Genomic DNA, 26,076 nt, shown 5'->3' on the forward strand with positions numbered 1-26,076 from the left:
GTTCATCGACAACTTCGGACCGTGCTGGCGCTTATGCTGGCGGCCGGACCATCGGGAGCAGGAATCGCATGTTGCTTGACCATCTTCGGTATGCGGCCTTCCGCCGCCGCATGCAATGGGCCATCGGTTGGGGGCTGCTGCTCGCGACGCTCGCGACCGCCCACGCGGCGGAGCCCGTCGCGCGCCCGGCCACCGAGGCGGCGCCACGCACGATCCTGGTGATGGGCGACTCGTTGTCGGCCGGCTACGGCATGGCCGCGTCGGAGGGATGGGTGGCGCTGCTGGCCGACGGGCTCGCCGCCAACCACCCCGACTGGCGTGTGGTCAACGCCAGCATCAGCGGCGAAACCACTGCCGGCGGCTCGTCGCGGATCACCGCCGAGGTGTTGCGGCACCGGCCGGCGGTGGTGGTGATCGCGCTGGGCGCCAACGACGGCCTGCGCGGGCTGCCGATCCGCGAGATGCGCCGCAACCTGGCGCGGATGATCGGCGCCTCGCAGCATGTCGGCGCCGAGGTGCTGCTGATCGGCATGCGCATGCCGCCGAACCTCGGCAGCGAGTACACGCGCGACTTCGAGGCCCTGTATCGCGAACTGGCCGATTTCTTCGACGTCCCGCTGCTGCCGTTCCTGCTCGAGCCGATCGCGCTCGAGCGCGACGCGTTCCAGGACGACAACCTGCATCCCACCCCCGCGGCACAGGCGCGGCTGCGCGACCACGTGTGGACGGCGCTGGAGCCGTTGCTGCAACGGTGACGCCGTGGCGCGTGCCGCCGGAACGCAGGCGTCGGGATTCCGTATCGGGTCACCCCTAGGTTGGGGTTGTCCCCAGCTTGAGCGGGGCGGTCGCGCCCGGTATCGATGCGCTATGCATACCCCGCGTATGCCGCGTCGCCTCCTCCGATACCGGACACGACCGTGAGCCTCGAGACCATTTCCAGCCGCTACGACACCACGCTCTCCGATCCCCGCCTGTCCGATGCGCCGGGACGCGCCGGACCCGAGGGCGGCACCGCAAGCGAAGCGCCGCAGCGCAACGGCGGTGCCGGAGAACGTACCGACGGACGCCACGACGCCGGCGACGAGCGCCCCCGGCTGCCGCAGTCGAGCACACCGCTGCCGGCCACCGACCGCGGCACCATCCAGGCCTTCATGCGCAGCAGCCGCCTGGCGGCACCGCTGCTGCCGCCGCAGCCGGCAGTCACGCCACAGCTGACGGTCGATACCGGCGCGCCGATGCCGAGGGTGTCCTACAACGACCAGTCGATGTGGCTGCTCGGCAAGGCCGCGCAGCAGCAGAACGCGCTGGACGGCACGCAGGCACGGCTGCACGCGGAACTGGCACGCACCCTGGTCGGGGCGGAGACCGGCGCCGCCGCGCCCCTGCGACTGGCCGGCACCGACCTGGCCGCGCTCGGCTTGGCCACCGGCGCCTCGGCCGACGCGTTGCGCGGCATGCACCTGGATGCGGCCGCGCGCTACGTCAATACCGCCATCGACCCGGTGCACCAGCAGGATCGCCTGCGCGGCGTGCTCGACATCGCCCACGCGGCGCCGGTGATGACCCCGCCGCAACCCACCACGGCCGAGATGAAGCAGGAACTGCGGGCCCTTCTCGGCCTGCCGGACAAGGCCTTCAAGAAGATGAGCGCTGGCGACATCGCGGCGAAGTACAACGAGGTGATGGCGGCGCTCGAGGCCGGCGGCGACTTCAAGATGAAGTTCGGCAAGTACAAGGTCAGCTTCAGCACCGACGGCGACGGCCAGATCACCGCCTGCAAGGTCAAGAAAGGCGGGTTGTTCGGCGGCCTCTTCTCCGCGATCGGCAACTTCTTCGGCAAGTTCGGCAAGACCATCCTCGGCATCTGCAGTTTCATCCCGATCCCGTGGATCGCGATTCCGGCGCGCATCGTCAGCGGCGTGATCGCGGTCGTCGACGGCGTCAAGAGCGGCAACGTGCTGCAGGCCATCGCCGGCGCCGCGGGCGCGGTGGCGGGCGGCGCCGGCGCGATCGCGGGCAAGTTCGCATCCAGCGTCGCCGGCGGCGTCGCCACCGTCGCCGGCAAGGTGCGCGATGTCGCCCACGGCGCCCAGACGGCGATCGCCTCGTTCCAGCGCGGCGGCTTCAACGGCATCGTCAATGGCGTGTTGCAGGCGGCGTCCACCGCCAGCGGCGCCTTCGGCGACGTGTTCGGCGGCGTGTCCGACGCCGCGCGCGGCGTGCAGCAGTGGGCCGACCGCGTCCTGATCGGCGAGAAGGTGGTGGTCGACATCAAGCACGGGCGCATCGTCGAGGCCATCGGCGGCGCCTCCGGGCTGGTCGGCGATGTCGCCGGCGACCTCGGCGCCGAAGGCGTGGTGCGCGTGACCGGCCAGATCCAGCAGGCGGCGGGCCATGGCGGCGACGCCGTGGAGACGGTGCAGGCGGTGCTGCGCGGCGACGTGACCGGCGCATTGGCCAGCGGCGCCGATCTCGCCACCGGATTCGACCGCGCCTTCGGGACCAACGTGGCGAAGCAGTTCGACGCCGGCAACGGCTGGATCGGCGCGGCCGGCAACTGGATCGCACACGGCGCCGAGGCACTGCGCATCGGTCGCCAGATCGGCGACGGCCGTATCGACCTGGCCCTGGCTTCGACCTCGGCGTTGATCGGCGAAATGGAATGGGACGTTGCGCTCGGCACGATCGGCGGCCAGTCCGGCCTGACCCAGACGCAATGGGACGGCTATCGCAGCCAGGCGCAGCAGGCGATCGATGTCTGGACCGGACTGGTCGGCGACGGCATCCGGGTCGTACAGCAGGTGCGCGGCGGCGACTATGACGGCGCCTTCGCCGGCGCCATCGCCCTGGGCAACGACGTCGCCGGCCGCATCGTGCCCGGCGGCGCGCTGTTCGACCCGCGGGCGGGCTGGGTCGAATCCGTGCAACGCGCGCTTGGCCATGCCGAACAGGGGGTGGCGGTGGTCGGCGATCTGCGCGATGGCGATCTCGACGGCGCACTGGATCGCGCGGCGACGCTGTTCGCCGGCGCTGGAATCGACTTCGGGGCCGGCGACGGCAGCCGCGGCGGGCTGATCCTCGCCCACCTCGGTGCCTGGGCCGGTTTCGGCGCGGAGGGCGTGCGTCTCGCCGCCGCCATGCGCGCGCAGGACATCGGTGCGATCGCCTACGGCGCGCTCGGCCTCGGCATCGGGCTGGGCGGCTATGTCGAGGACGCCGAGTCCGCCGCACTCGGCGCCGAGCCGGCCTGGGCCGGCGAGGCCCGCCGCCGCGGCGCGGACGTGATCGACGCCGGGCTGGAGACCCGGCGCGCGATCGCCGCGCGCGACTTGGTGGCGACCGTCCGCACGGCGCAGGCACTGTGCGACGCCGTGCGTGCCGCGATCGCACGCGGGCAGGATGCGGACGCAGCGTGCGCGCCCCTGGCACGGGCGGCCTGACGGGGGGCGCATCCGCATCCGCGGCCGTGGGCTGAATGGATGGCGACCGCCGGCACGTGCGGCCGCCGATCGCGTTGCAAGCCGTTCCCCCCAGGCGCAGACTCGATCACACGCCTGCGGGAGACCCGTCATGAAATGCCTGCTTCCGATCCTGCTGCTCGGGCTGCTCTGCGCGACCACCGCCGACGCCCGCGTCCGCAACGTCACCGATCCCGATGCGCCGCGCGCGTTGCCGACCGAAGGCCGCGTCAGCGTGGCATGGACCGATCCGGCGGAGTTCACCGAGATCCGCCACAGCCGCAACCGCTGGGAAGCCAAGCGTGGCGACTGGGTGCGCCAGCTGGCCGAGCACCTGCAAACGCGCGCCGAGGAGCGGCTGCCAGAGGGACAGCGACTCGACGTCACCATCACCGACATCCGTCGCGCCGGCAGTTACGAGCCCTGGCATGGCATGCAGCTCGACCACGTGCGCATGATGCGCGACATCTACTGGCCGCGCATCGAGCTCAGCTTCCGCCGCCTCGACGCCGCCGGCAACGTGCTCGAGGAGGGCGAGCGCACGCTGAGCGATGCGGCATACCTGTCCAACACGTCCATGGGGCGTCGCAACGACCTGCTGCGCTACGAGAAGTCACTGCTGGACCAGTGGCTGCGGCGGGAATTCGATTCGTCCGACGCCTGACCGTACGCAGGGATTCGGCCGCGGCCGGTGACGCCGCGGCCGCCATCCCGCCGACGACGGGGAGGCCGTCGAGCGTCGAACGGACGCCCTCTTCGCCATGCGCCTTCTCCGACCGGCAAGGGCCGGGCATGCACCTGTCCCTGTGGGAGCGACGGAAGTCGCGACTGCCGTCGCTTCCACAAGCGGGCAATACGGGCGGACCCGCCTCGCTCAGCGCACGATGTGGAGAAAGTGCATGTGGCGCTGGTACTGGTCGAGCACGTCGTGGATCAGTTCGTCCTTGTGCCAGCCCATGATGTCGTAGTCCTGTCCGCCCTCGCTCAGGTGGACCTCGGCGCGGAAGTAGCGGATCTCCTCGGTGCGCTTGCGGCGCAGGTCGCTCATCGCGAATGACGGCGGATCGTACGGGCGCGGCCGCACCGAATAGAAGAAGTCCATCTCCTCGCCGTGCCCCACCTCGATCCAGACGCGGCCGTCCTCGCCGTCCTGCACGCGCGCTTCCAGCCCCTGCTTCTTCAGCTCGGCGGCCACGTCCTCCAGCGCCGGCCGGACCTCCTGCTGCAGGAACTGCAGCACCTCCTGCCGGCGCGGATGATGCGCCATCGCGCGCAGGCGGGTCTTCCAGTCGACCGGGCCGGTCGCGCCGAGCGGCGCCAGCCGCGCCTCGCGCATGCTCAGCTGCTTGGTCACCTCCAGCCGCATCGCCCGGATCATGCCCCAGCACATCAGCAGCATGACCACGGTGAACGGCAGCGCGCTGGCGATCGTCGCGGCCTGCAGCGCGTCCAGTCCGCCGGCGTAGAGCAGCACCGCGGCGATCGCGCCCTCCACCAGCGCCCAGAAGATGCGCTGCCACAGCGGGCCTTCCTCCTCGCCGCCGGACGTCAGCATGTCGACCACCAGCGAGCCGGAATCGGACGAGGTGACGAAGAAGGTGATCACCAGCACCGTCGCCACCAGCGAGGTGATCGACGACAACGGCAACAGCTCGAAGAACTGGAACAGCGCCACCGAGCTGTCCTCGGCCACGGCCTCCATCAGTCCGACGGCGCCATCGATCATCACCATGTGCAGCGCGGTGTTGCCGAAGAAGGTCATCCACATGAAGGTGAAGCCCAGCGGCACCAGCAGCACGCCGGTGACGAACTCGCGGATCGTGCGACCGCGCGAGACGCGCGCGATGAACATGCCCACGAACGGCGACCATGCGATCCACCAGCCCCAGTAGAACAGCGTCCAGCCACCGATCCAGCCGGTCGGCTCGTACGCGTAGAGGTTGAACGTCATCGAGAACAGGTTGGAAACGTACATGCCGGTGTTCTGCACCAGCGTCTGCAGCAAGTAGACAGTCGGCCCGGCGATCAGCACGAACGCCAGCAGCGCCACCGCCAGGATCATGTTGAGTTCGGAGATGCGGCGGATGCCCGCGTCCAGGCCCAGGCCGACCGAGACCGTGGCGATGCCGGTGATCACCGCGATCAGGATCATCTGCGTGCCGACGCCGACCGGCACGTCGAACATGTAGTTGAGGCCGGCATTGACCTGGATCACGCCGAAGCCGAGCGAGGTCGCCACGCCGAACAGCGTGCCCAGCACCGCGAACACGTCCACGGCATGCCCGATCGGGCCGTAGATGCGCTCGCCGATCAGCGGGTACAGCGACGAGCGGATGGTCAGCGGCAGTCCGTGACGGAAGGCGAAGTACGCCAGCGACAGCGCCACCACCGCGTAGATCGCCCAGGCGTGGACGCCCCAGTGGAAGAACGTGACGCGCATCGCCTGGCGCGCGGCGGCCACCGTTTCCGGATCGCCGACCGGCGGGGTCGCGTAGTGCATGATCGGCTCGGCCACGCCGAAGAACATCAGGCCGATGCCCATGCCGGCCGAGAACAGCATCGCGAACCAGGACAGGTAACTGTAGTCGGGCGTGCTGTGGTCCGGGCCCAGCTTGAGCTTGCCGAAGTTCGAGAACGCCAACCCCACCACGAACACCAGGAAGCCCGCCACCGCCAGCACGTAGAACCAGCCGGCGCTCTCGACCACCCAGCCCTGGACGTCGCCGAAGAATGCGTCCGACCACTCCGGCACGAATGCGCCCAGGGCGACGAACACCAGCGCCAGGATCGCCGAGGTGAAGAACACCGGCGGGTTGATCTTGTACCAGCTGGCCTTGGCAGGTGTGGTTTTTTCGTTCATGGCATTTTCCCCGATCCGCGCGGCGGGCGCCGCGATCGTTGCATGCGGGCCGCGACGGCGCCGTCGCGGCCGCGCGTCAGAAGTAGAAGCCGATGTTGACGTTCAGGCGCGAGCGCCAGCGGTTGGAACCGGGCTCGTCGATGCCGATGCCCGAGCCGCCGACGAACCACATGTTCTTGCCGGCGATCCAGTCGACATAGGTGAACATCTTGTCCTTGGCGAAGCTGCAGCCGGTGACGTTCTGCCACGACTCGCGCAGGTCGGGGGCGTCGTCGACCGGCCGGGTCATGCTGAGATTGTTGTAGCAGGTGATGCCGTCGAACCAGCCCGGGCGCGGCAATTCGTAAGCGACGTTGAAGGTCGGCACGTCGGCCTCGGCAGCGATCTCGAACGGGAACAGGAAGGCCGACATCGCGATCCTCGATTCGGCAATCCGATAACGGTAGCGCGCCCACTGCAGCTGCACCGTGGCCGGGCCGCGTTGCCATTGCGCGTGCAGCGCGGCGCCGTCGTGGCCGTGCTTGCCGCCGTCGACGCGGTGCTCGACCTTGCCGGTGAACAGCGACGCGCCCAGCGCCACCTCGGCGCCGTTCCAGTCGCGCGTGTGCTGGTAGCGCAGGCTCAGCCGCTCGCGCTCGCGATACGGCAGCTCGTCGGTGGTGGCGACGTCGAAGGAATAGCGACCGAAGCGGGCACCGGTGCCGTATTCGTCGCCGAAGAACACGCCCGCATGCCACTGGTGCGCGCCCGCGCCGCGCTGCCAGACCACGCCCATGTCGTAGTCGTCCTCGATCCCGAGGTAGTAGCCGGATCCGAACCAGAAGCTGTGCGAGGCATACGGCAGCAGTCCGAACGGCACCTGCTGGACGCCGGCACGGATGTCGGAACTTTCGTCCAGCTCCCAGCCGGCCCAGGCGTGGTGCACGGCATCGAAGCCGTCGTACCAGCGGTACTGCAGTGAGAAGAACGCCCGTCCTGCGCTGCCCTTGGCGTCGATGCGCACCAGTTCGGGCTCGAAATCCGTGCTCGGCCCGTAATCGAGCCAACCATAGCTGAAGCGGATCGCACCGCCGAGATCGAGTTCCGGATCGCCATCGGCCGCATGCGATGCCGTTGCCGCGATGAGCAGAAAAGCGCCTGAAACAAGGGAAAAACGGCGAAATACCACGGGCTGTCTGCCCTCCCCGATGCATCCATGAACAGGGTTCAGGTTAGCGCCCATGTCTGTGCACCGCAAACCGCGCCCATGCAAAACCGGCGTTTTTGCCGCGTGACACGCATGATCGAAGACGCAGCGAGCGGCTCTTTCGCCAGGGATCGTCGCCATTTGCAAAGCATCGCGAACTGGGCGATTTTGCGATGCGCGATACCTGATCGCAGTTTTGCAGCCGATGCCATGACCGTCTACGTCGATGATGCCGTCACACTTTGGCGCGGCCGCCGCTGGGCCCACCTGATGGCCGACACGCTGGACGAACTGCATGCCTTCGCGGCGCGCCTGGGCATTCCGCGACGTGCGTTCCAGAACCGCACCAGCGGCGCGCACTACGACGTGCCCGCCGAGCTGCGCGACGCGGCAATCGCTCTCGGCGCGACCGCGATCTCACGCCATCGCGATCGTGAACTGGTGCATGCGGTGATCCGCAACGCGCGCGCGCAGGGGCGCGGCGAGGCGCCGTAACGCCGTTCGCGGCTCAGCCTTCCGGCACCACCTGCAGGTCGTCGCCGCGCGGCCGCGCAGTGCGGTAGCGACCGCTGCCCGGATCGAACACCCGGTTCGGCCCCACCCGCACCGCCCCGGGAATGAGCCTGCCGGTGCGGTCGTACACCTTCGTCGGCGCCGTCGGATCGACACGGGACGTGGCGTCCTTCACCGCCGGTGCGCCGGGACGCGGCGATATCGGCGACGGCCCGGTCGCGGGGATCGCGATTTCCTGCCGCGGCCGTGCGGAGAGATCGCCTCGAACGCGCAAGGGCGCGGGCGCCGGCTGCACCCGCACCGGTTCGATCCGCACAGGCGGCTGCCGTGCTTCGCCCACCTGCGCGCACGCGGCACCGGCCACGGCGAGCAGCGGCAGGAGAAGGGACAACGAGAACGGCTCGAGACGCATGAGGCCAACGACCGGAGACGGCCGGCGCCGAACGGGGACTGTCGCCAGTGTAGGGCGTCGGCACTGTCGTTCCCGTGAATCGTGCCCGCACGCCCGCGGGTGAAAAGGCGTACGCGGTCCGGCGGAGACGTCGTGGCGCGAAACCGTTGCGGATCACGGAATGGTCCGCAGCCGTGTCCTTCGTTGCGCGAAGCCGGTCACTCATCGCTCTCCACGCTCAGCGGGTGTTGTTCTTGGTGAGCTTCGATCACGCATTCATTTAACGAACGCACGGCGCCGGTCACACCTCGTGGACACGTCCGCGCAGACACTCGCTCCACATTCCCAACGGAGGAAATGTCATGACCCTCAACAAACACCCGCGCACCGTGCTCGCCGCCGCATTGTCGGCTACGCTGCTCTTCATCGCCGGCGGCGCGATGGCCCAGGACGCCGGCATGGAACCCGAGGAACAGATGGATTCCGATCAGCCGGTGGACGACACCTGGATCACCACCAAGGTCAAGTCGAGCCTGTTGGCCGACACCGACGTCGCCGGCCTGCAGATCGACGTCGAGACCGTCAATGGCGTCGTCACGCTATCGGGCGATGTCGAGGAACAGTCGCAGATCGAGGAGGCCCGGCGGATCGCCGCCGACATCGACGGCGTCGTCGAGGTCGACACCTCCGGACTGAGCACGGCATCCGCCACCAGCGACTACTGACCGCAACAACAACGAGACCGGAGCCGATCCGGCAACGTGTCCGGTTTGCGCCGCGGCCCCGCCTGATGCGGGGCCGCGGCTTTTATCGGTCGCCGCTCAGGCCTTGAGCTTCCAGCCGGTGCGGAAGATCCACCACACCAGGGCAAGGCACGCCACCAGCAGCGTCAGCACCATCGCGGTGCTGACCGCGATGTGCACGTCGGCGCTGCCGTAGAAGCTCCAGCGGAAGCCGCTGATCAGGTACACCACCGGATTGAACAGGGCGATCTTCTGCCACAGCGGCGGCAGCATGTCGATCGAGTAGAAGGCGCCACCAAGAAAGGTCAGTGGCATCACCACCATCAGCGGGATCACCTGCAGCTTCTGGAAGTCGTCCGCCCACAGCCCGATGATGAAGCCGAACAGGCTGAAGCTGAGTGCGGTCAGCACCAGGAAACCGAGCATCCACAGCGGATGCACGATTTCGTAGGGCACGAAGAAGCGTGCCGTGGCCAGAATCAACAGCCCCAGCATCACCGACTTGGTGGTCGCCGCGCCGACGTAGCCGAGCACGATTTCCACGTGCGAGATGGGCGCCGACAGCACCTCGTAGATGGTCCCCGACCACTTCGGCATGTAGATCCCGAACGAGGCGTTGGAGACGCTTTCCGACAGCAACGACAGCATGATCAGGCCGGGAATGATGAAGGCGCCGTAGCTGACGCCGTCGATCTCGCCCATGCGGCCGCCGATGGCGGCGCCGAACACGATGAAGTACAGCGCGGTCGTCAATACCGGCGAGGCGATCGACTGGGTGATCGTGCGGAAGGTGCGTGCCATCTCGAAGCGGTAGATGGCCTTGACCGCGTACCAGTTCATGCCCGCACCTCCCGCGCACCGTCGCGCACCAGGCTGACGAAGATGTCCTCCAGCGAGCTCTCGCTCGAATGCAGGTCCTTGAAATCGATGCCGTGTTCACCCAAGCGTCGCAACAGGGTGGCGATGCCGGTCTCCCCCGCCTGCACGTCGAAGGTATAGACCAGCGCGTGGCCGTCCTCGGCCAGCTCCAGCGGCAGTTCGGAGAACTCCTCCGGGATTGCCGTCAGCGGCGCCTGCAGCTGCAACGTGAGCTGCTTCTTGCCGAGCTTGCGCATCAGCGTGGCCTTGTCTTCGACCACGATCAGTTCGCCGTGGTTGATCACGCCGATGCGGTCGGCCATCTCCTCGGCCTCCTCGATGTAGTGCGTGGTGAGGATGATGGTGGTGCCGCTCTCGCGCAGGCCGCGCACCATCTGCCACATGTCGTGGCGCAGCTCGACGTCGACGCCGGCGCTGGGCTCGTCCAGGAACAGGATCCGCGGCTCGTGCGCCAGCGCCTTGGCGATCAGCACCCGACGCTTCATGCCGCCGGACAGCGTCATGATCTTGCTGTCCTTCTTGTCCCACAGCGACAGGTCGCGGAGCACCTTCTCCAGGTGCGCCGGATCGTAGGGCTTGCCGTACAGGCCCTGCGAGAAGCGCACGGTGGCCCAGACGGTCTCGAAGGCGTCGGTCGACAGCTCCTGCGGCACCAGGCCGATCAGCGCACGCGCGGCGCGGAAGTCGCGCGCGATGTCGTGGCCGTCGGCGGTCACGCTGCCCTGGCTGGCGGTGACGATGCCGCAGACGATGCTGATCAGCGTGGTCTTGCCGGCGCCGTTGGGGCCCAGCAGGGCGAAGATCTCGCCGCGGTGGATGTCGAGGTCGACGTTCTTCAGCGCCTGGAAGCCGGACGCATAGGTCTTGCCGAGATTGCGGATGGAGAGGATCGGCTGCACGCGATGTCCTTTCATTTCGGCGGCGCAGGCGCGCCACCCGGGCCGCCCGGTCACGGGCGGAAGGCGCCGCCTAGCCTAGGGCCCCGGCCTGCATGGATAAAGCCCTCGGGGGAGGAATGATCCTCCCGCCAGCGGGACATTGGCACCCGCGTGCGGCAATGCGCGGCATGTTTGGCCGCTCCCGCCGACGGTCCGCGTTCGGCAATGATGTGGCGGCCGGCCCGCAACAGCCCCGGGGCGGCCGGAAGGATGGCCACGACGATCCGCATCGGTGCTGGCGGGACGGCGGCATGTCCAATGAGATCACCCGGTTGTTGCAACGCCACCGCCAGGGCGAGCGCGCCGCCTTTGATCGCGTGGTGCCGCTGGTCTACGAGCGGCTGCGGATCATCGCCCGCGGCCAGATCGCGCGTGCCGGGCGTCAGGGACAGACCCTCTGCACCACCGCACTGGTGCAGGAGGCGTACCTGCAGCTGATCGACGAGGACGGCGTCGACTGGCAGGACCGCGGGCACTTCTTCGCCATCTGCGCGCGCGCGATGCGCCGCATCCTGGTCGACTACGCGCGGCGGCGGCATGCGGCCAAGCGCGGCGGCGGCGTCGCCGACCTGACCCTTCAGCCGGACCTGGTTGCGGTCGATAGCCAGTCGGCCATGATCCTGGCGGTCGACGAGGCGCTGGAAGGACTGGCCGCGTTCAACGCGCGGCTGGCGCAAGTGGTCGAGTGCCGCTATTTCGGTGGCATGACCGAGGAGGAAACCGCGCAGGCGCTCGATACCTCGCTGCGCACGGTACAGCGCGACTGGATGCGTGCCCGCGCCTGGCTGCTGAAGGAACTGGCGCCGCCATGACCACCGGCGATCCGCGCGCACGCGTCGACGTCCTGTTCGACCAGGCGCTGGCACTGGAAGGCGCGGCGCGCGACGCCTTTCTCGACGGGGCCGCGGCCGGCGAGCCGGCGCTGCGCGCGGAACTCGAAATCCTGCTGGGCCTGGTCCACGCGCCGGCGCCGCAACTCGATCCACAGGCGCTGGCGGACGGCCCGCTGTGGCGCGCCCTGGCCGACGACCTGCAGCCGCCGCCGGAGCTGCCGGCCGACGCCGATGCCGGCCGGCGCATCGGCGCCTGGCGACTGCTGCACGAGCTGGGCCGCGGCGGCATGGGCACGGTGTACCTGGCCGAGCGCGTCAGCGGCGGGTTCGAGCAGCGCGGCGCGCTGAAACTGATCCGGCCCGGCGTGGACTCGGACGAGTTCCTGCGCCGGTTCGCACAGGAGCGGCAGATCCTGGCCTCGCTCGACCATCCCGGCATCGCGCGTTTGCTCGACGGCGGCCGCGACGAGCGCGGGCTGCCCTACCTGGTCATGGAATATGTCGAAGGCCTGCCGCTGGACCGCTACTGCGACGGCCAGCGGCTGGACATCGACCGACGGTTGGCCCTGTTCGTCCGCATCGGGCAGGCCGTCGCGTACGCCCATCGCCACCTGATCGTGCATCGCGACCTCAAGCCCTCGAACATCGTAGTGACCGCCCGTGGCGAGGTGAAGCTGCTCGATTTCGGCATCGCAAAGGTCCTCTCCAACACGGGCACGACGGCCGAACCGCTGACCCGCACCGCGGCACGCATGTTCACGCCGGAGTACGCCGCCCCGGAGCAGGTCGTCGGCAGCGCCGTGACCACCGCCGCCGACGTCTACCAGCTCGGCCTGCTGCTGTACGAGCTGCTGACCGGCCGGCGCGCGCAGCGCAGCGATGATGATTCGATGGCCGCGCTCGAGCGCAGCGTCTGCCACGACGAACCGCCGCGGCCGAGCCGCCAGGCCGCTCTCGCCGATCCGACCGCCTGCACCGCACGGCGCACCACGCCGGCGGCGCTGCGCCGCAAGCTGCGCGGCGACCTCGATACCATCGTCGGCAAGGCGCTGCGCAAGGATCCGGAACGGCGCTACGCCACGGCCATGGAGTTGGTCGAGGACATCGCGCGCTGGCAGCATGGCAGGCCGGTACGGGCGCGGCCGGAAACCTTCGGCTATCGCAGCGGCAAGTTCGTGCGGCGGCATCCATTCGGCGTGACCGGCGCGGCGACCGCGCTGCTGCTGCTGGTCGCCTATGCGGCGACCGTGACCCTGCAGGCCGGCACCATCGCCCGGGAGCGCGACCGCGCACGTGCCGAGGCGACCAAGGCCAGGCAGGTGCAGGCACTGGTGCTGCGCCTGTTCGAAGGCGCCGATCCGGAACTGTCCGGCGGCGCCCAGCTCAGCGCCCGCGAGTTGCTCGACCGCGGCTGGCGCGGCATCGAGGCCGAACTCGGCGACCAGCCCGAGGTCCAGGCCGAGCTGCTCGGAACCGTGGGCGAAGCGTATCGCCAACTCGGCGTCTACGACCGCGCGCAGCCGTTGTTCGACCGGGCGATGGCGGCAGCCGGCACGGTGGCCGCCGACAACCCGCTGCTGCTGGCACGCGCGCTGCGCAACAGTGGCCGCCTGCACACCGACCGCGGCGACTACCCCCACGCCGACATGCTGCTGCACGATGCGCTGGCGCGCTACCGCTCGGCCGCGAGCGAGCCGCACGCAGAGATCGCCACCACCCTCAACGACCTCGGACAGGCATTCTTCCGGCGCGGCGATCACGCCGCCGCCATCGACCTGCACCGCGAGGCGCTGGCGATGCGCAGGCAGCTGTTCGGCGAAGCGCACGTCGACGTGGCCGACAGCCTCGACGAACTGGGCGTGATCCTGCGCCACCAGGGCGACTACGCCGGCGCCGAGCCGCTGCTCAGCCACGCCCTGGCGCTGCGCCGCCGGCTGCTGCCACCGACCCATCCGCAGTTGGCGAGCAGCCTGTCCAACCTGGCGCTGGCGCGCAACGACCTGGGCGAGTACGACTCGGCCGAAGCGCTGTACGCCGAGGCGCTGGCACTGGCGATCCAGATCCACGGCGAGCGGCATCCGCAGGTCGCCAGGGTGCTCAACAACCAGGCACGCCTGCTGCAGACCCGGCGCGACTTCGCCGGCGCCGAGGCGCTGCTGCGCCGATCGTTGGCGATCCGCCGCCAGGTCCTGGGCGAGCGCCACCCCGCCGTGGCACAGAACTTCAACGATCTCGGGCTGGCATTGACCCAGGCCGGCGACCTCGATGCCGCCGAACCGTTCTACCAGCAGGCGCTGCAGGCCTACGAGCCGGACCATCCGTGGCGCGCGGCGACGGTATTCAACCTGGGTTGGCTGGCGGAGTTGCGCGGCGACTTCGAGGCTGCCGAGCGCCACTACCGCGAGGCGCTGGAACGGCAGCGCTTGGACTACGGCGAGGATCACGACCGCGTGGGCACCGACCTGGCCCGCCTAGGCGTGGTGCTGCACAGGCAGGGCCGGCTGGACGAGGCGGAGCACCCTCTGCGGCGGGCGCTGGCGATCTACCGCAAGCGCCTGCCGGAAGGGCACCAGCGGCTGGCGCTGGTGCTGCTGCCGCTCGGCGAGCTGCTGGCCGATCGCGGCGACGCCGACGAGGCCCGGCCACTGCTGCAGGAAGCCTGGCAGGTACGGCAGGACACCTTTGGCAATGCCGATCAGCGCACGATCGACGCCGCGCGGGCCCTGGCCGGCGCCGGGGGCCGGCAGTAGCGCAGTCCTTCGACGTGGTCGGTACCGCCATCCGGCGTTATCGCCAATCCGCCATGCATCCACGGCGTAGGCCAGCGCCACGGCTGCCCGCCGTGGCGTCCCGGCATCAACCCTCCGGCGATCCCCGCGTGGGGCCGCACTCGCCTTTCACCGTCACCCGCACCCGCCGCAGGTTGTTGTTCTCGTCCGTTTCCGCCACCTGCTGTGCCGCATCGGCGTGCACGTACAGCATCGAGACGCCCGGCGCGAGCAACACGTGGCCGCTGGCGATGTGGGGGGCGCCGGCAGCCAATGGCGGTAGTGGATCCTGGGCCAGCTGCGAACCGTCGGGCGCATCGAGGAGGATGCGGTTGACGGCGGCCGCCGAGGCCCCCGGCCCCTGGTTGCGGGTGGGATAGGCATAGCGGAAGGCGCAACGCCCGCCCTTGCGGTACGCCGCGGCGGCGGTCGCCAACTCGGTGCTGGTGCCCCAGCCGATCGGCCCGTTGCCGATGGTGAAGGCGCCGACCAGGGACAGGTCGACTGGCATGACGGCGACCTTCAAGAGCTGGCGCCCCTGCCCCGGGCCACCGTCGTCGCCCTGCTGCGGCGGCACCGCAACGGCGCGCAGCACCGGATCGTCCGCGTTTGCGGACTGCCCGGCGGCATCCGCCGGCTGATCGGCTGCAAGCCGCGGCTGCGCGCCCGCGGTGTCGAGGGCGGAAACGACAGCCAGGCTGGCGGCTGCAAGCATCGTGAGGTGTCTGGACATGGCGTGCTCCTGATTGGGTTGACGGCATAAGGACCCGGCGCCGGCCAGACCGCGCCGCATCGGCAGTGATACGAAGCTGGTCTGCCGGCCCGGCGGCGGGCGCACGACGATTGCGGTGCGCCTCCAGTTCAACAACGGCGATCAGCCGCCCTGGCGACGCGGCGCCGGTGCCAGCCCACCCTTGCCACCGCGTGGCGCGAGATTCCCGGGCAGGCAACGCAACACCGGGTTCACCCCGGGCGCCACCGGCTGCCAGCCGTCGGGGCAGCCGATCGGCTGCGGTGGAGCGGCGCGTCCGGGGGCCTGCGACACGACGATGTCGTCGGGCAGGCAGCGCAGCACCGGGTTGAGGCCGGGTGGCGTGGGCTTCCAGCCCCCCGGGCAGGCATTCGGTCGGATCCGGCGGCGCCGCCGAACCACGGGTCGGTCGCGCTGCGATGCTGCCGGGCAGGCATCGCAGCACCGGGTTCATCTCCGGGCCGACCGGGCGCCAGCCGGCCGGGCAGGCGTTCGGATCGCCCGGCGGCGCACGGCCCGGCGCAGGCCTGGCGACGAGATTGTCGGGCAGGCAGCGCAGTGCCGGATTCAGGCCCGGCGGCACCGGCTTCCAGCCGTCGGGACAGCCGGTCACCGGCGGCACTGCAGTCCGCTGCTGCGCTTGGGCCGACTCGGCCGGCAGTGCGAGGCACAGGGCGGCTGCCAGTCCTGCCAGCAGCGGGACATGGCGCAGGGCGCGCGGGGCGCGGCTGGCGTCGACGGGGGTAGGGACGGGTGCAAATCGCATCGTGGACTCCTTGGGGATGGGTCGAAGGAACGGCGGGTGCCGTCGAGCCGGTCGCCGTCCCGGCGAAGGTCGCCGGTCAGGATGCGGACTCCCCGTTGAAGTCGCGAAGGCGGCCGCGATCCCGCCATCCGCCGGAACAGGCCGGCTGCACCGGGCCGGGCCGCCCGGCACGCGACGGGCCTGCGATGTGGCGGGATCCGGCCGCCGGATACGACTCCCTGGATGCGACCGGTCCGGTTTCCGGCCGTACCTCATCCATCAGGAGCCCCGCATCATGCCCAGCCATCGCAATCTCCAATCCCCCGTCCTGCTGCTCGCCGGCTGCGCGCTGCTGGCCAGCGGCCACGCCGCCGCGCTCGACCCCTCCAAGGGCGTCTACCGCATCCCCTATGCCGACGGCACCCAGGTCAAGGTCACCAACGACCACCTCAAGCACGACCCGCCCGGGCGCATCGACATGCGCGGCACCGGCGGCGGCACCTACAAGATCGTGGCCGCGGCCGACGGCATCGTCCGCCACGTCGTCGACGGCTTCAGCGAGCGCATCGACTGCAAAGCCAATCCGGACAAGCCCAAGAACAACAACTACGTCTGGATCGAGCACGCCAACGGCGAGCGAACCAAGTACACGCACATGAAACAAGGCTCGTCCAGCGGCAAGGCCAAGCTGAAGGTCGGGCAGTTCGTCAAGGCCGGCACCTACCTCGGCGACGAGGGCGACGTCGGCTGCGCCAGCGGCCGTCACCTGCATTTCGAGATCGGCAACGGCGGCGGCATCAAGACCGTCGGCGGCTTCCTCACCGACAATGCCGGCAGCAAGCGCAACCGGATCCCGCGGGTCTGCGGCATCGCCGGCGGACGCTACGCCAGCGGCCAGAGCTATACCGCACGCAAGGTGCCCGGCACGATCAAGCCCGGCGCCAAGGAAGTGGCGCGCCACGGCGTGCCTTCGCGCGACTACCAGTGCCTGTTCGACCAGGCGATCGCCGCGGGCTACGCGCTGGAGTGGATCGACGGCTTCGACGTCGGCGGCGCGGTCTACTACAACGCCGTCTTCCGGCCCAAGGGCAATACCGTATCGGCCGCGTTCCACGGCCTGACCGGCGCGCAGTACCAGCAGCGCTTCAACGCGTTCAAGAACAAGGGCTATCGCCCGCACCAGGTCGAGAGCTACAACGGCAAGCAGGGCGTGCGCTATGCGGTGATCTTCCGCAAGCAGGCGGGGCCGGCATATTCGGCCTATCACGGCCTGTCCGCCGCCGACCACCAGCAGCGCATGGATACGCTGAGCAAGCAGGGTTTCCGTCCACGCAACGTTTCGGTGGTGTCCGTCGGCGGCCAACGCCGCTACACCGCGCTGTACGACAAGGCCGACATCGGCGGCTGGCAGGCGAAGTCGGCACTGACCGCCACCCAGTACCAGCAGGCGTTCAACGACAACGCCCAGAAGAAGCGCCAACTGGTCTACCTCAACGCCTATGTGCACGGCGGACAGCCGTACTTTTCGGCGATCTGGAGCTCGAAGGCCAACGGCCCGTACAAGGCGCGCCATGGCCTGACCGGCGGCCAGTACCAGAGCGAATGGCAGGGCGCGACCGGCGCCGGATTGCTTACGCGCGACGTCACTGGCTATGGCGTGGGCGGCTCTGCGCGCTACGCGGCGATCTGGAGCAAGTAATCCGTCCTCGCGACCGGTGCCGGCCGCCGCCGACACCGGTTTTTTCCGGCCGTGTCGTTTCCGTCGCGCAACCGCGTTCAAGCAGTGACCGTACCCGCAAACTCTGGAGACACCCCATGACCAGCCGCAACCGATACCCTCGCCCGCATCCGCATCAGCCACGACGGCACAGGCTGTGCAGCGCGATACTGGCGGCGACCGCCTGCGGCGCCCTGATGCCGGCGCATGCGGACGAGATGTTCTGGAACGGCAGCCAGTCGGACAGCTGGTTCAACGGACTCAACTGGACGCCGGTGGGGCCGCCCGGGCCCAACGACGATGTCGTCATCGACACCATCGCCCCCAACCTGACCAGCGTGAACGGCGCGGCGACCGGGGCGGTCCTCGACCTCACCGTCGGCCGGACGGGCACCGCCACGCTGCAGATTTTCAATGGTGGACAGGTAGACAACCAGCGGGGGGTCATCGGCGAATCGTCCGGTTCGCTGGGCGCGGTCACGGTGACCCAGGCGGGTTCGGTCTGGAACAACGCCCAGGATCTCCAGGTCGGCCTCGGCGGCAGCGGTACGCTGAACGTCCTGAACGGTGTGCAGGTGAACAGCAACGGCGCTTCGGGCGTCGGTACCTTGGCGGGTTCGGACGGCACCGTGCTGATCACCGGTGCCGGTTCGGCCTGGGACAACACCGGCAGCATCGCCGTCGGCGAAGCGGGCACCGGCACGCTGGTCGTCGCCAACGGCGGCACCCTGAACAACAGCACCAGCGGCTTCATCGGCCGCGCGGCGGGTTCGGAGGGCGCGGTGACGGTGACCGGCGTCGGCTCGGGCTGGAGCAATGGCGCCAATCTGTTCGTGGGCAGTGGCGGCACGGGGATGCTGACCATCGCCGGCGGCGCGCATGTGGACAACATTCAGGGGCACGTCGGCCTGCTGGACGGCGCCGAGGGCACGGTCACGGTCACAGGTGCCGGTTCGCTCTGGAGCAATGCCTCCAGCCTCCGGGTGGCACAGACCGGCACCGGCACCGTGCTGGTCGAGGACGGCGGCAGGGTGGACAGCGCCGGCGGGTTCATCAGCCTCCAGGCAGGCGCCGAGGGCGCCGCGACGGTGACCGGCCCCGGCTCGCTCTGGAACAGCACCGCCGAACTCGTCGTCGGCTACGCCGGCACGGGCACGCTGACCATCGCCGACGGCGGAACGGTGGCCAGCACCGATGGCGTACTGGGCGATTCCGGCGGCTCGTCGGGGACGGTCACGGTGACCGGCGCCGGTTCGGCCTGGAACCACGCAGGCAGGCTGCTGGTCGGCAATGCCGGCAGCGGCGCACTGACCATTGCCGACGGCGGCCAGGTAACCAATGCCGGGATCGGGAACGGCCTGATCGGCGTCGAAGCCGGTGCCGAGGGTACGGTCCTCGTGACCGGTGCCGGCTCTGCCTGGGATACCGGCGGCGGCGCACTGTATGCCGGCCTTGCAGGCAACGGCACGCTGACCATCGCCGACGGGGCGACGGTCAGCAGCAGTTTCGCCGGTATCGGCGACGCGGCCGGCTCGACCGGCATCGCCACGGTAAGCGGCGGCTCGCTCTGGACCATCGGCGCCAATCTCGCCGTCGGCAGCGGCGGCGACGGCACCCTGCTGGTCGACGACGGCAGCGTCGTCACGGGCAGCTCGTTCGGCTTCATCGGCGGCGAAAGCGGGGACGGCACGGTAGCCGTCGACAACGGCTCCGCGCTGAACCTGGCCGGCGGCCTGCGCGTGCGCGGCAACGGCACGTTGCACGTCTCCGGCAATTCGACGGTCGACAATACCAATGCGCTGGTCGGAAACTCCGCTGTTTCGGAAGCCGCGGTGACCGTATCGGGCCCCGGTTCCCACTGGGCCAACAGCGAACACCTGGTCGTGGGCGACCAGGGCCTCGGCACCCTGACTGTCGCCGACGGCGGGATGGTGAGCAGCGCATTCGGAGTGATCGGCGACTTCGCCGACGCGGTGGGCATGGCCTCGGTCGACGGCGCCGGTTCGCTCTGGGCCAGCGTCGGGGTGCTCACTGTCGGCAACGAGGGGTCGGGCGCACTCTCCATCACCGACGGCGGCGCGGTGCAGGCGGCGTTCGGTTTCATCGGACGCCACGAAGGCGCCGTGGGCGAAGTGACGGTGGATGGCGCCGGCACGCAATGGGATCTCGGCAACGGTATGGCGATCGGCAGTGCCGGCGCCGGCCGGATGGTCGTCTCCGGCGGCGGGACCGTGAGCAATGCCGGCGGTTTCATCACCATCGGCGGGTTTACGGTCGGAGCGGGCGAGGTGCTGGTCAGCGGCGCCGGCTCCGCCTTGAACGCGGCCGATGATCTCCTGGTCGGCAGCGCCGGCAGCGGCGTCCTGACGATCGCCGACGGCGGCGCAGTGGCGAACGCAGCCGGCATCGTCGGAGCCGGGGGGACGGCCGAAGGCGCGGTCGCGGTCAACGGAACCGGCTCGGCCTGGAACAACGCCGACACGATCGTGGTGGGCGACGCCGGCGCCGGCACCCTGTTGGTCGAGGACGGCGGCACGACGACGGGCGGCGCGGATGCCGTCATCGCCCGCGCACCGAACTCGGCTGGTACGGTCCGGGTCGCGGGGACGGATTCGGCCTGGAACATCGCCCAGAATCTCGTCGTCGCCGAAAACGGCGTCGGCGCGCTGGGCATCGCCGCCGGCGGCCTGGTGAGCAATGCGATCGGCTACGTCGGTTTCGAAGCGGATGCGGACGGCACGGTGGCGGTGAGCGGCGCCGACTCGCACTGGCAGAACGGCGGCAGCCTGTTCGTCGGCTTCCGCGGCACCGGGGTCCTGGACATCCTCGACGGCGCCTCGGTCGACAATGTCGGCGGCGCGATCGGCACCGTGGCGGGCTCGCAGGGAACGGTCGTGCTGGCGGGCGAAGGCTCGCAATGGACCACCTCGGCGCAGTTCGCCGTCGGCGGCGGCGGTATCGGTAAGGTGACCGTCGCCGAAGGGGGGAACATGCTCAGCGAGGTCGCCGTGATCGGCGCTTCGGCAGGCGGCACCGGCACGGTGACCGTCACCGGCACGGACTCGACCTGGCACAGCACGAGCAGCTTGATCGTGGGCAGCAGCGGAACGGCAAGCCTCGCCATCGCCGACGGCGCCACGGTGAGCAGCGATTCGTTCGCATGGATCGGCAGCGCCGCCGGTTCCGGCAGCGTCACGGTAGACGGCGCAGGATCGCGCCTGGCGCTGGACGGCTCCGCGACGGTCGGCCGCCAGGGCACGGGGCGGTTGGTCGTGGCCAACGGCGGCGGCGTCGACACCGGCCAGATCGCCATCGCCTCCCAGCCCGGGTCCGAGGGCACGCTGGACATCGGTGCGGGCGCCGCCCAGGACGCCGCCGCGCCGGGCAGGCTGGACGTCAATGTCGTCAGCTTCGGCGACGGCGACGGCACGCTCAACTTCAACCACACCGACGACGGCTACGATTTCGCGCCCAGGCTCGGTGGCGCGGGCACCGTCAACGTACTCGCCGGCACCACGGTCCTCGGCGCCGACTCCGGCGGCTTCGGCGGCGAGACCTTCGTCCACGCCGGCACGCTGCAGATCGACGGCGCGCTCGGCGGCACGCTCGCCGTGCTGGCGGACGGCACCCTGGCCGGCACCGGCACGGTCGGTACCACGACGGTCGCCGGCACCCTGGCGCCCGGCGCTTCGATCGGCACGCTGACGGTCGATGGCGATGTGACCTTCGCGCCCGGCTCCGTGTTCGAGGCCGAACTCGGTAGTGCCGGCGACAGCGATCTGCTGGCGGCCACCGGTACCGCGACCCTGAACGGCGGCCTCGTCGCTGCGCTGCCGCTGAACGCCGTTGCGATCGACAGCCCCTATACGCTGCTGACCGCCAACGGCGGTGTGATCGGCACCTTCGATGCGCTGGCGCTGGATGTCGATTCGGCGTTCCTGACGCCGACGCTGGACTACGCGCCGGATGCGGTATCGCTGACCCTGCTCCAAAGCGCCAGCTTCGCCAGCGTCGGGCAGACGCCGAACCAGGCCGCCACCGGCGCCGGCGCGGACTCGCTCGGCAATGGCCATCCGGTCTGGGATGCGGTGGCCGTGCTCGACGAGGCCGAAGCCCGCGTCGCCTTCGACGCGTTGTCGGGCGAGATCCACGCCTCGACCCTCGGCGCGCTTGCGGACGAAAGCCGCTACATCCGCGATGCGACCAACGGACGCCTGCAGGGCGCGGCTGCCGGGCAGGCGGACGCGCGCGGTGTCTGGGCCAAAGCGCTCGGCGCCCGCGGCAGAACCGACGGCGACGGCAATACCGCCAGGCTGGAGCGCTCGGTCGGTGGCCTGTTGGTGGGGGGCGACGGCGAGTTCGGCGACGGCTGGCGGCTGGGCGCCGCCGCGGGCTACCACCGCTCCTCGTACGACGTGGATGCGCGTCGCGCGTCGGCCAGGGTCCACAGCACCCACCTCGCCGGCTACGCCGGCAAGCAATGGGGCCCGTCGGCGTTGCGGCTGGGCGCGGCCTACAGCTGGCATCGCGTCGACGTGGACCGGCAGGTGGGCTTCGCCGGCTACGCCGAAGACCTGCGCGCCGACTACGACGCCGGCACCCTGCAGCTGTTCGGCGAATACGGCTACGGTTTCGATCGCGGCGACATCGCGTGGGAACCGTTCGTCTCCCTGGCCTGGGCGCAGGTCGACGGCGACGGCGTTGAGGAAACCGGCGGCATGGCGGCGTTGACCGCCGCCGACAGCAAGCACGATGTCGCCTACACGACCCTGGGCCTGCGCCTGACGCGCCGTTTCGATGCCGGCCGCGCCACCTCCGCGAAGCTGCACGGCATGCTGGGTTGGCAGCACGCCTTCGGCGACACCACGCCGCAAGGCCGGTTCGCGTTCGCCGGGGGCGATGCCTTCGCCATCGCCGGCGTACCGCTCGCCGGGAACGCGTTGGTCGTCGATCTCGGCCTCGACTTCGCACTCGGCGACAACGCCAGGATCGGGGTCTCCTATGCGGGCCGATTCGCATCGGATGTGCGCGAGAACGCGGCGCGGGCTGTATTCGCGATGGATTTCTAGACGGCGCCTCGCAGCCGGGACCACGCCCGTGAACTTGTTCATGCCGCGGAAACAGGAGCACACTGGCCGGCGTCTGGCCTTGCCGGAGCGTCGATCGCGATGGACAGCAGCGCCGAGATCACCCGACTGCTGGCCGCTGCCGCAGACGATCGCGAGCAGCTGGACCGGGTCTTCGGCCTGGTGTACGCCGAACTCAAGACGATCGCGCACCGCACGCTGGCGCGCAATTCCCGGGGCACGCTGTGCACCACGGCACTCGTGCACGAAGCCTATGCCCGGCTGGCCGAGCACGGCGTTCTCGATCTCAATGGGCGCAAGCATTTCTATGCCCTGTGCGCGCGCGCCATGCGCCACATCGTCATCGACCATGCGCGCCGCCGGCAAAGCGAAAAGCGCGGCGGCGGCCGCGCGCTGCTGGAACTGCAGGAAGGCGATGCCGTCGACTACGCGCAGCCGGACGCCCTGGTCGCACTGGATGCGGCGTTGAACGCGCTGGAGCAGCACGATCCGCGACTGGCCGAACTGCTGCAATACCGGCTGTTCGCAGGCCTGGAACTGCCGGAGATCGCCGAATTCTATGGCCTGACCCTGCGCCAGATGCAACGCGACTGGCAACGTGCGCGGATCTGGCTGTACCGGGCGCTGCTGCCGGACGACGACGGAGGGTAGCCATGTTGCCCGACGACGAACGCTGGCGCGTGCTGGACCGCGAACTGGCACGGCTGCTGGCGCTCCCCCTCGATGCACGCGCGCCATGGCTGGAGGACTGCGCCGTGCGCGACCCGGCGCTGGCCGCCGAGCTGCGCCGGCTGCTGGCCGCGCTGGACGCCAGCGAGCCACTCGACCGCCTCAACACTTCCCCGCTCTATGCCGAGGCGCTGGCCGAGCTGCCCGGCATCGGCCCGGGCGACGCGCTCGGCGGCTGGCAGCTGCTGCAGCGCATCGGCACCGGCGGCATGTCGGAAGTGTATCTGGCCGAACGCGAACACAACGGCGTACGGCAACGCGCGGCACTCAAGCTGATGGCCGCCGGCATGGCCGCGGCCACCCTGCGCAGCGGTTTCATCCATGAGTGCCGGATTCTGGCCGCGCTCAGCGACGCGCGCATCGCGCGCTACTACGACAGCGGCATCGCCGACGATGGCCGTCCGTGGCTGGCGATGGAACACGTCGAAGGCCTTGCGCTCGACCTGTTCCTGCAGGCGAACGCGCTCGCGCTGCAGCGGCGGCTCGACCTGTTCCTCGAGATCGCAGGTGCGGTCGGCCATGCCCACGATCGCCTGATCGTGCACCGCGACCTCAAGCCGTCCAACGTGATGGTGACGCCGGCGGGGCAAGTCAAACTGCTGGATTTCGGCATCGCCAAGGCGCTTCGCGATGCCTTCGACCAGGCGGTGACGGCGGTCAGTACGCGCGTACTTACCCTGGAGTACGCCAGCCCTGAACAACTCAACGGCGATCTGGTCAACGTCGCTTCCGACGTCTACCAGCTAGGCCTGCTGTTGTATCTGCTGGTTGCCGGCCGCTATCCGCATGCCGACACCGGCGGCAACCGCGCGCGCACGATGCAGGCGATCCTGCAGGACACGCCGCAACCGCCTTCGCGCGTGCTGCGCCATGGCGGCGCCGGCCGGAGCGAAGTCTCGGCGGTCGCCGGAGACCTAGACGCCATCGTGCTCAAGGCGCTGGCGAAGGCGCCGGATGCGCGTTATGCCACGGTCGATGCACTGTGCGCGGACCTGCAGGCCTGGCGCGAAAACCGGCCGGTGCAGGCACGCCGCGCCGGCGCCTGGAAACGCAGCGCCAAGTTCATCCGCAGGCATCGCATCGCCGCCGCGATCACCGCGACCACCCTGCTCGCCGGCAGCGTATTCGGCATTGCCTGGGTCGACCAGGCGATGCGCGCGGCGCGCGAGGCGGAAACATCACGGGCGGTGCTCGAACTGCTGGGCGGCGCGCTGCACGCCAACCGCTACGGGGTCGATCCCCAGCCTGTCGAAACCGTCACCGCCCTGCTGGATGAAGTCGAACGCCAGGCGCTGCTGACGCTGCCCGAACGGCCCGAGGCGCTGTTGCAAACTCTGCTGCTGATCGGCCAGGCGCGCCTGGGGCGCGGCGAATACCGCGATGCGGTCGAGGTACTGCAACGCGCGCGCGCGGTTCCCGCGCTTGCGCGGATGCCGGAAACGCTGCGCGACGACATCGATACGACGCTGATCGACGCCCTGCACTTCACCGGCGATTACGACGGCGCGCGACGGCTTGCGACCCTGCACCTGGCGCGCCTGGAACGGCGCCACGGCACCGACGATCCACGCCTGTTCAGCGTACTTGCGGCGTCGACGGATCTCACCCACAGCCTGGGCGACTACCCCGGTGCATTGGCGCTGGCGCAACGGCTGCTGTCGTTGTCGCACGCGCATTTCGGCGAAACCGATACCCGGACCGCCGTCGCCCACCGATTGCTGGGCATGGTGTTGCGGGATCGTGACGAGTTCGGAAGCGCCGAGAAGTCCCTGCAGGCATCGGTTCGGATCGATCGCGCACGGCTCGGCAAACATGTCAATCTCGCCACCGGCCTCGATCATCTCGGCCAGATCCACCTGCAGCGCGGCGACCTGCCGGCTGCACAGGAGACGCTGGACGAGGCGGATGCGATCCGTACGGCGCTGTTCCAGCCAGGCCTGCTGGGCAGGGCCTGGGCAGGGCACCGCCTGGCGCAGCTGCAGCTGCTGCGCGGGGAGATACCGGCCGCGATTTCCCGGCTGCGGCGGATCGTCGAAACCTATGCGCGCGAACTCGGCGAGGGCAGCCATATCACCGCCCTGGCCCGCTCCGACCTGGCCTGGGCGCTGCTGGCCGATGGCCGGCACAGCGCCGCAGCGTCGGAGTTGTCGCGTGCCGAGGCCGTATTCGCGTCCCACGCCGGAGGACGGCATCCACGCCGCGGCGAAATCCTCCTCGGTCAGGCGGTCATCGCCTTGGCCGACGGCGACCTCGGTTCTGCGGGCGATCTGGCGCAGCGGGCGCTCGACCTGCGTCTCGGGGTGCTGGACGAGGGGCACCCTGCACTCGCCGCGTGTTGCCGCGTGCTGCGGATCGCCGGGCGCGACTGCGCGATGACGCCACCGGGCTCCGATCATGCATTGGCATGGGGCCAGCTCGAACTCGCCCTTGCACCGCTGTGACGGACGATGGCGACACCCGGCTGACGGAACGCCGATC

At 70.0% G+C, this 26,076-nt stretch carries 18 protein-coding genes; 11 read left to right on the forward strand and 7 right to left on the reverse strand.

All coding sequences use genetic code 11. From position 1 onward, the window contains the following. Positions 1-71 precede the first annotated feature (71 nt). The 3 genes from FXO19_RS06915 to FXO19_RS06925 all read left to right on the forward strand — a co-directional run bounded on the left by FXO19_RS06915 (position 72) and on the right by FXO19_RS06925 (position 4,122). Positions 72-755 (forward strand): arylesterase, encoded by a 684-nt coding sequence (locus FXO19_RS06915; RefSeq protein ID WP_255516329.1) that lies wholly within the window; start codon positions 72-74, stop codon positions 753-755. Positions 756-917: 162 nt separating this feature from the next. Further along, a complete protein-coding gene (locus FXO19_RS06920; RefSeq protein WP_149194340.1) occupies positions 918-3,440 on the forward strand; it encodes a hypothetical protein in 2,523 nt (840 codons plus the stop codon). A 130-nt stretch (positions 3,441-3,570) separates the two neighbouring features. After that, entirely contained in the window at positions 3,571-4,122 is a 552-nt protein-coding gene (locus FXO19_RS06925; RefSeq protein ID WP_149194341.1) for a DUF3016 domain-containing protein, read from the forward strand. Positions 4,123-4,332: 210 nt separating this feature from the next. Here the strand turns inward: FXO19_RS06925 and FXO19_RS06930 are convergent, their stop codons facing one another. Together FXO19_RS06930 and FXO19_RS06935 are read right to left on the reverse strand one after the other, a co-directional pair. Next, positions 4,333-6,318, reverse strand: a complete 1,986-nt coding sequence (locus FXO19_RS06930; RefSeq protein WP_149194342.1) for a BCCT family transporter — start codon at positions 6,316-6,318, stop codon at positions 4,333-4,335. 76 nt (positions 6,319-6,394) lie between these two features. Then, positions 6,395-7,486, reverse strand: a complete 1,092-nt coding sequence (locus FXO19_RS06935; protein ID WP_255516330.1) for an OprO/OprP family phosphate-selective porin — start codon at positions 7,484-7,486, stop codon at positions 6,395-6,397. A gap of 228 nt (positions 7,487-7,714) precedes the next feature. Here FXO19_RS06935 and FXO19_RS06940 point away from each other — a divergent pair, with 228 nt between their 5' ends. Then, entirely contained in the window at positions 7,715-7,999 is a 285-nt protein-coding gene (locus FXO19_RS06940; protein WP_149194507.1) for a DUF4031 domain-containing protein, read from the forward strand. Between the two features lie 13 nt (positions 8,000-8,012). On the opposite strand, the gene FXO19_RS06945 is transcribed toward FXO19_RS06940, so the two are convergent. Continuing rightward, entirely contained in the window at positions 8,013-8,429 is a 417-nt protein-coding gene (locus FXO19_RS06945; RefSeq protein WP_149194343.1) for a hypothetical protein, read from the reverse strand. A gap of 341 nt (positions 8,430-8,770) precedes the next feature. Here FXO19_RS06945 and FXO19_RS06950 point away from each other — a divergent pair, with 341 nt between their 5' ends. Then, on the forward strand, positions 8,771-9,133 hold the full coding sequence (locus FXO19_RS06950; RefSeq protein ID WP_149194344.1) for a BON domain-containing protein: 363 nt from the start codon (positions 8,771-8,773) through the stop codon (positions 9,131-9,133). A 96-nt stretch (positions 9,134-9,229) separates the two neighbouring features. Here FXO19_RS06950 and FXO19_RS06955 read toward each other — a convergent pair whose 3' ends face one another. Both FXO19_RS06955 and FXO19_RS06960 read right to left on the reverse strand, forming a co-directional pair. Then, a complete protein-coding gene (locus tag FXO19_RS06955; protein ID WP_149194345.1) occupies positions 9,230-9,991 on the reverse strand; it encodes an ABC transporter permease in 762 nt (253 codons plus the stop codon). Continuing rightward, positions 9,988-10,929: an ABC transporter ATP-binding protein gene (locus tag FXO19_RS06960; protein WP_149194346.1), complete on the reverse strand. Its 942-nt coding sequence runs from the start codon at positions 10,927-10,929 to the stop codon at positions 9,988-9,990. The genes FXO19_RS06955 and FXO19_RS06960 overlap by 4 nt, the downstream gene beginning before the upstream one ends. Positions 10,930-11,219: 290 nt before the next feature. Between FXO19_RS06960 and FXO19_RS06965 the strand changes: the two genes are divergently transcribed. Both FXO19_RS06965 and FXO19_RS06970 read left to right on the forward strand, forming a co-directional pair. Further along, positions 11,220-11,780, forward strand: a complete 561-nt coding sequence (locus FXO19_RS06965) for an ECF-type sigma factor (protein ID WP_149194347.1) — start codon at positions 11,220-11,222, stop codon at positions 11,778-11,780. After that, complete coding sequence (locus FXO19_RS06970; RefSeq protein WP_149194348.1) at positions 11,777-14,551, forward strand: serine/threonine-protein kinase; 2,775 nt, start codon at positions 11,777-11,779, stop codon at positions 14,549-14,551. Before FXO19_RS06965 ends, FXO19_RS06970 begins: the two co-directional genes overlap by 4 nt. 106 nt (positions 14,552-14,657) lie before the next feature. Here FXO19_RS06970 and FXO19_RS06975 read toward each other — a convergent pair whose 3' ends face one another. After that, complete coding sequence (locus FXO19_RS06975) at positions 14,658-15,302, reverse strand: CARDB domain-containing protein (RefSeq protein WP_187775667.1); 645 nt, start codon at positions 15,300-15,302, stop codon at positions 14,658-14,660. A 141-nt stretch (positions 15,303-15,443) separates the two neighbouring features. Then, positions 15,444-15,644 carry a hypothetical protein gene (locus FXO19_RS06980; protein WP_149194350.1) on the reverse strand — a complete coding sequence of 67 codons (201 nt, stop codon included), beginning with the start codon at positions 15,642-15,644 and terminating at the stop codon, positions 15,444-15,446. 716 nt (positions 15,645-16,360) lie between these two features. Between FXO19_RS06980 and FXO19_RS06985 the strand changes: the two genes are divergently transcribed. The 4 genes from FXO19_RS06985 (at position 16,361) to FXO19_RS07000 (ending at position 26,039) form a co-directional block, all read left to right on the forward strand. Beyond that, positions 16,361-17,764 carry a peptidoglycan DD-metalloendopeptidase family protein gene (locus FXO19_RS06985; RefSeq protein ID WP_187775668.1) on the forward strand — a complete coding sequence of 468 codons (1,404 nt, stop codon included), beginning with the start codon at positions 16,361-16,363 and terminating at the stop codon, positions 17,762-17,764. 215 nt (positions 17,765-17,979) lie between these two features. Next, the gene (locus tag FXO19_RS06990; protein ID WP_187775669.1) at positions 17,980-22,851 is read left to right on the forward strand and encodes an autotransporter domain-containing protein; all 4,872 of its coding nucleotides are present in this window, start codon (positions 17,980-17,982) and stop codon (positions 22,849-22,851) included. A gap of 99 nt (positions 22,852-22,950) precedes the next feature. Then, positions 22,951-23,520, forward strand: a complete 570-nt coding sequence (locus FXO19_RS06995; RefSeq protein ID WP_149194353.1) for an ECF-type sigma factor — start codon at positions 22,951-22,953, stop codon at positions 23,518-23,520. Between the two features lie 2 nt (positions 23,521-23,522). Then, entirely contained in the window at positions 23,523-26,039 is a 2,517-nt protein-coding gene (locus FXO19_RS07000; protein WP_149194354.1) for a serine/threonine-protein kinase, read from the forward strand. The last annotated feature ends 37 nt before the right edge of the window (positions 26,040-26,076 follow it).

The organism is Luteimonas suaedae (genome assembly GCF_008312895.1).
Taxonomy (GTDB): domain Bacteria; phylum Pseudomonadota; class Gammaproteobacteria; order Xanthomonadales; family Xanthomonadaceae; genus Luteimonas; species Luteimonas suaedae.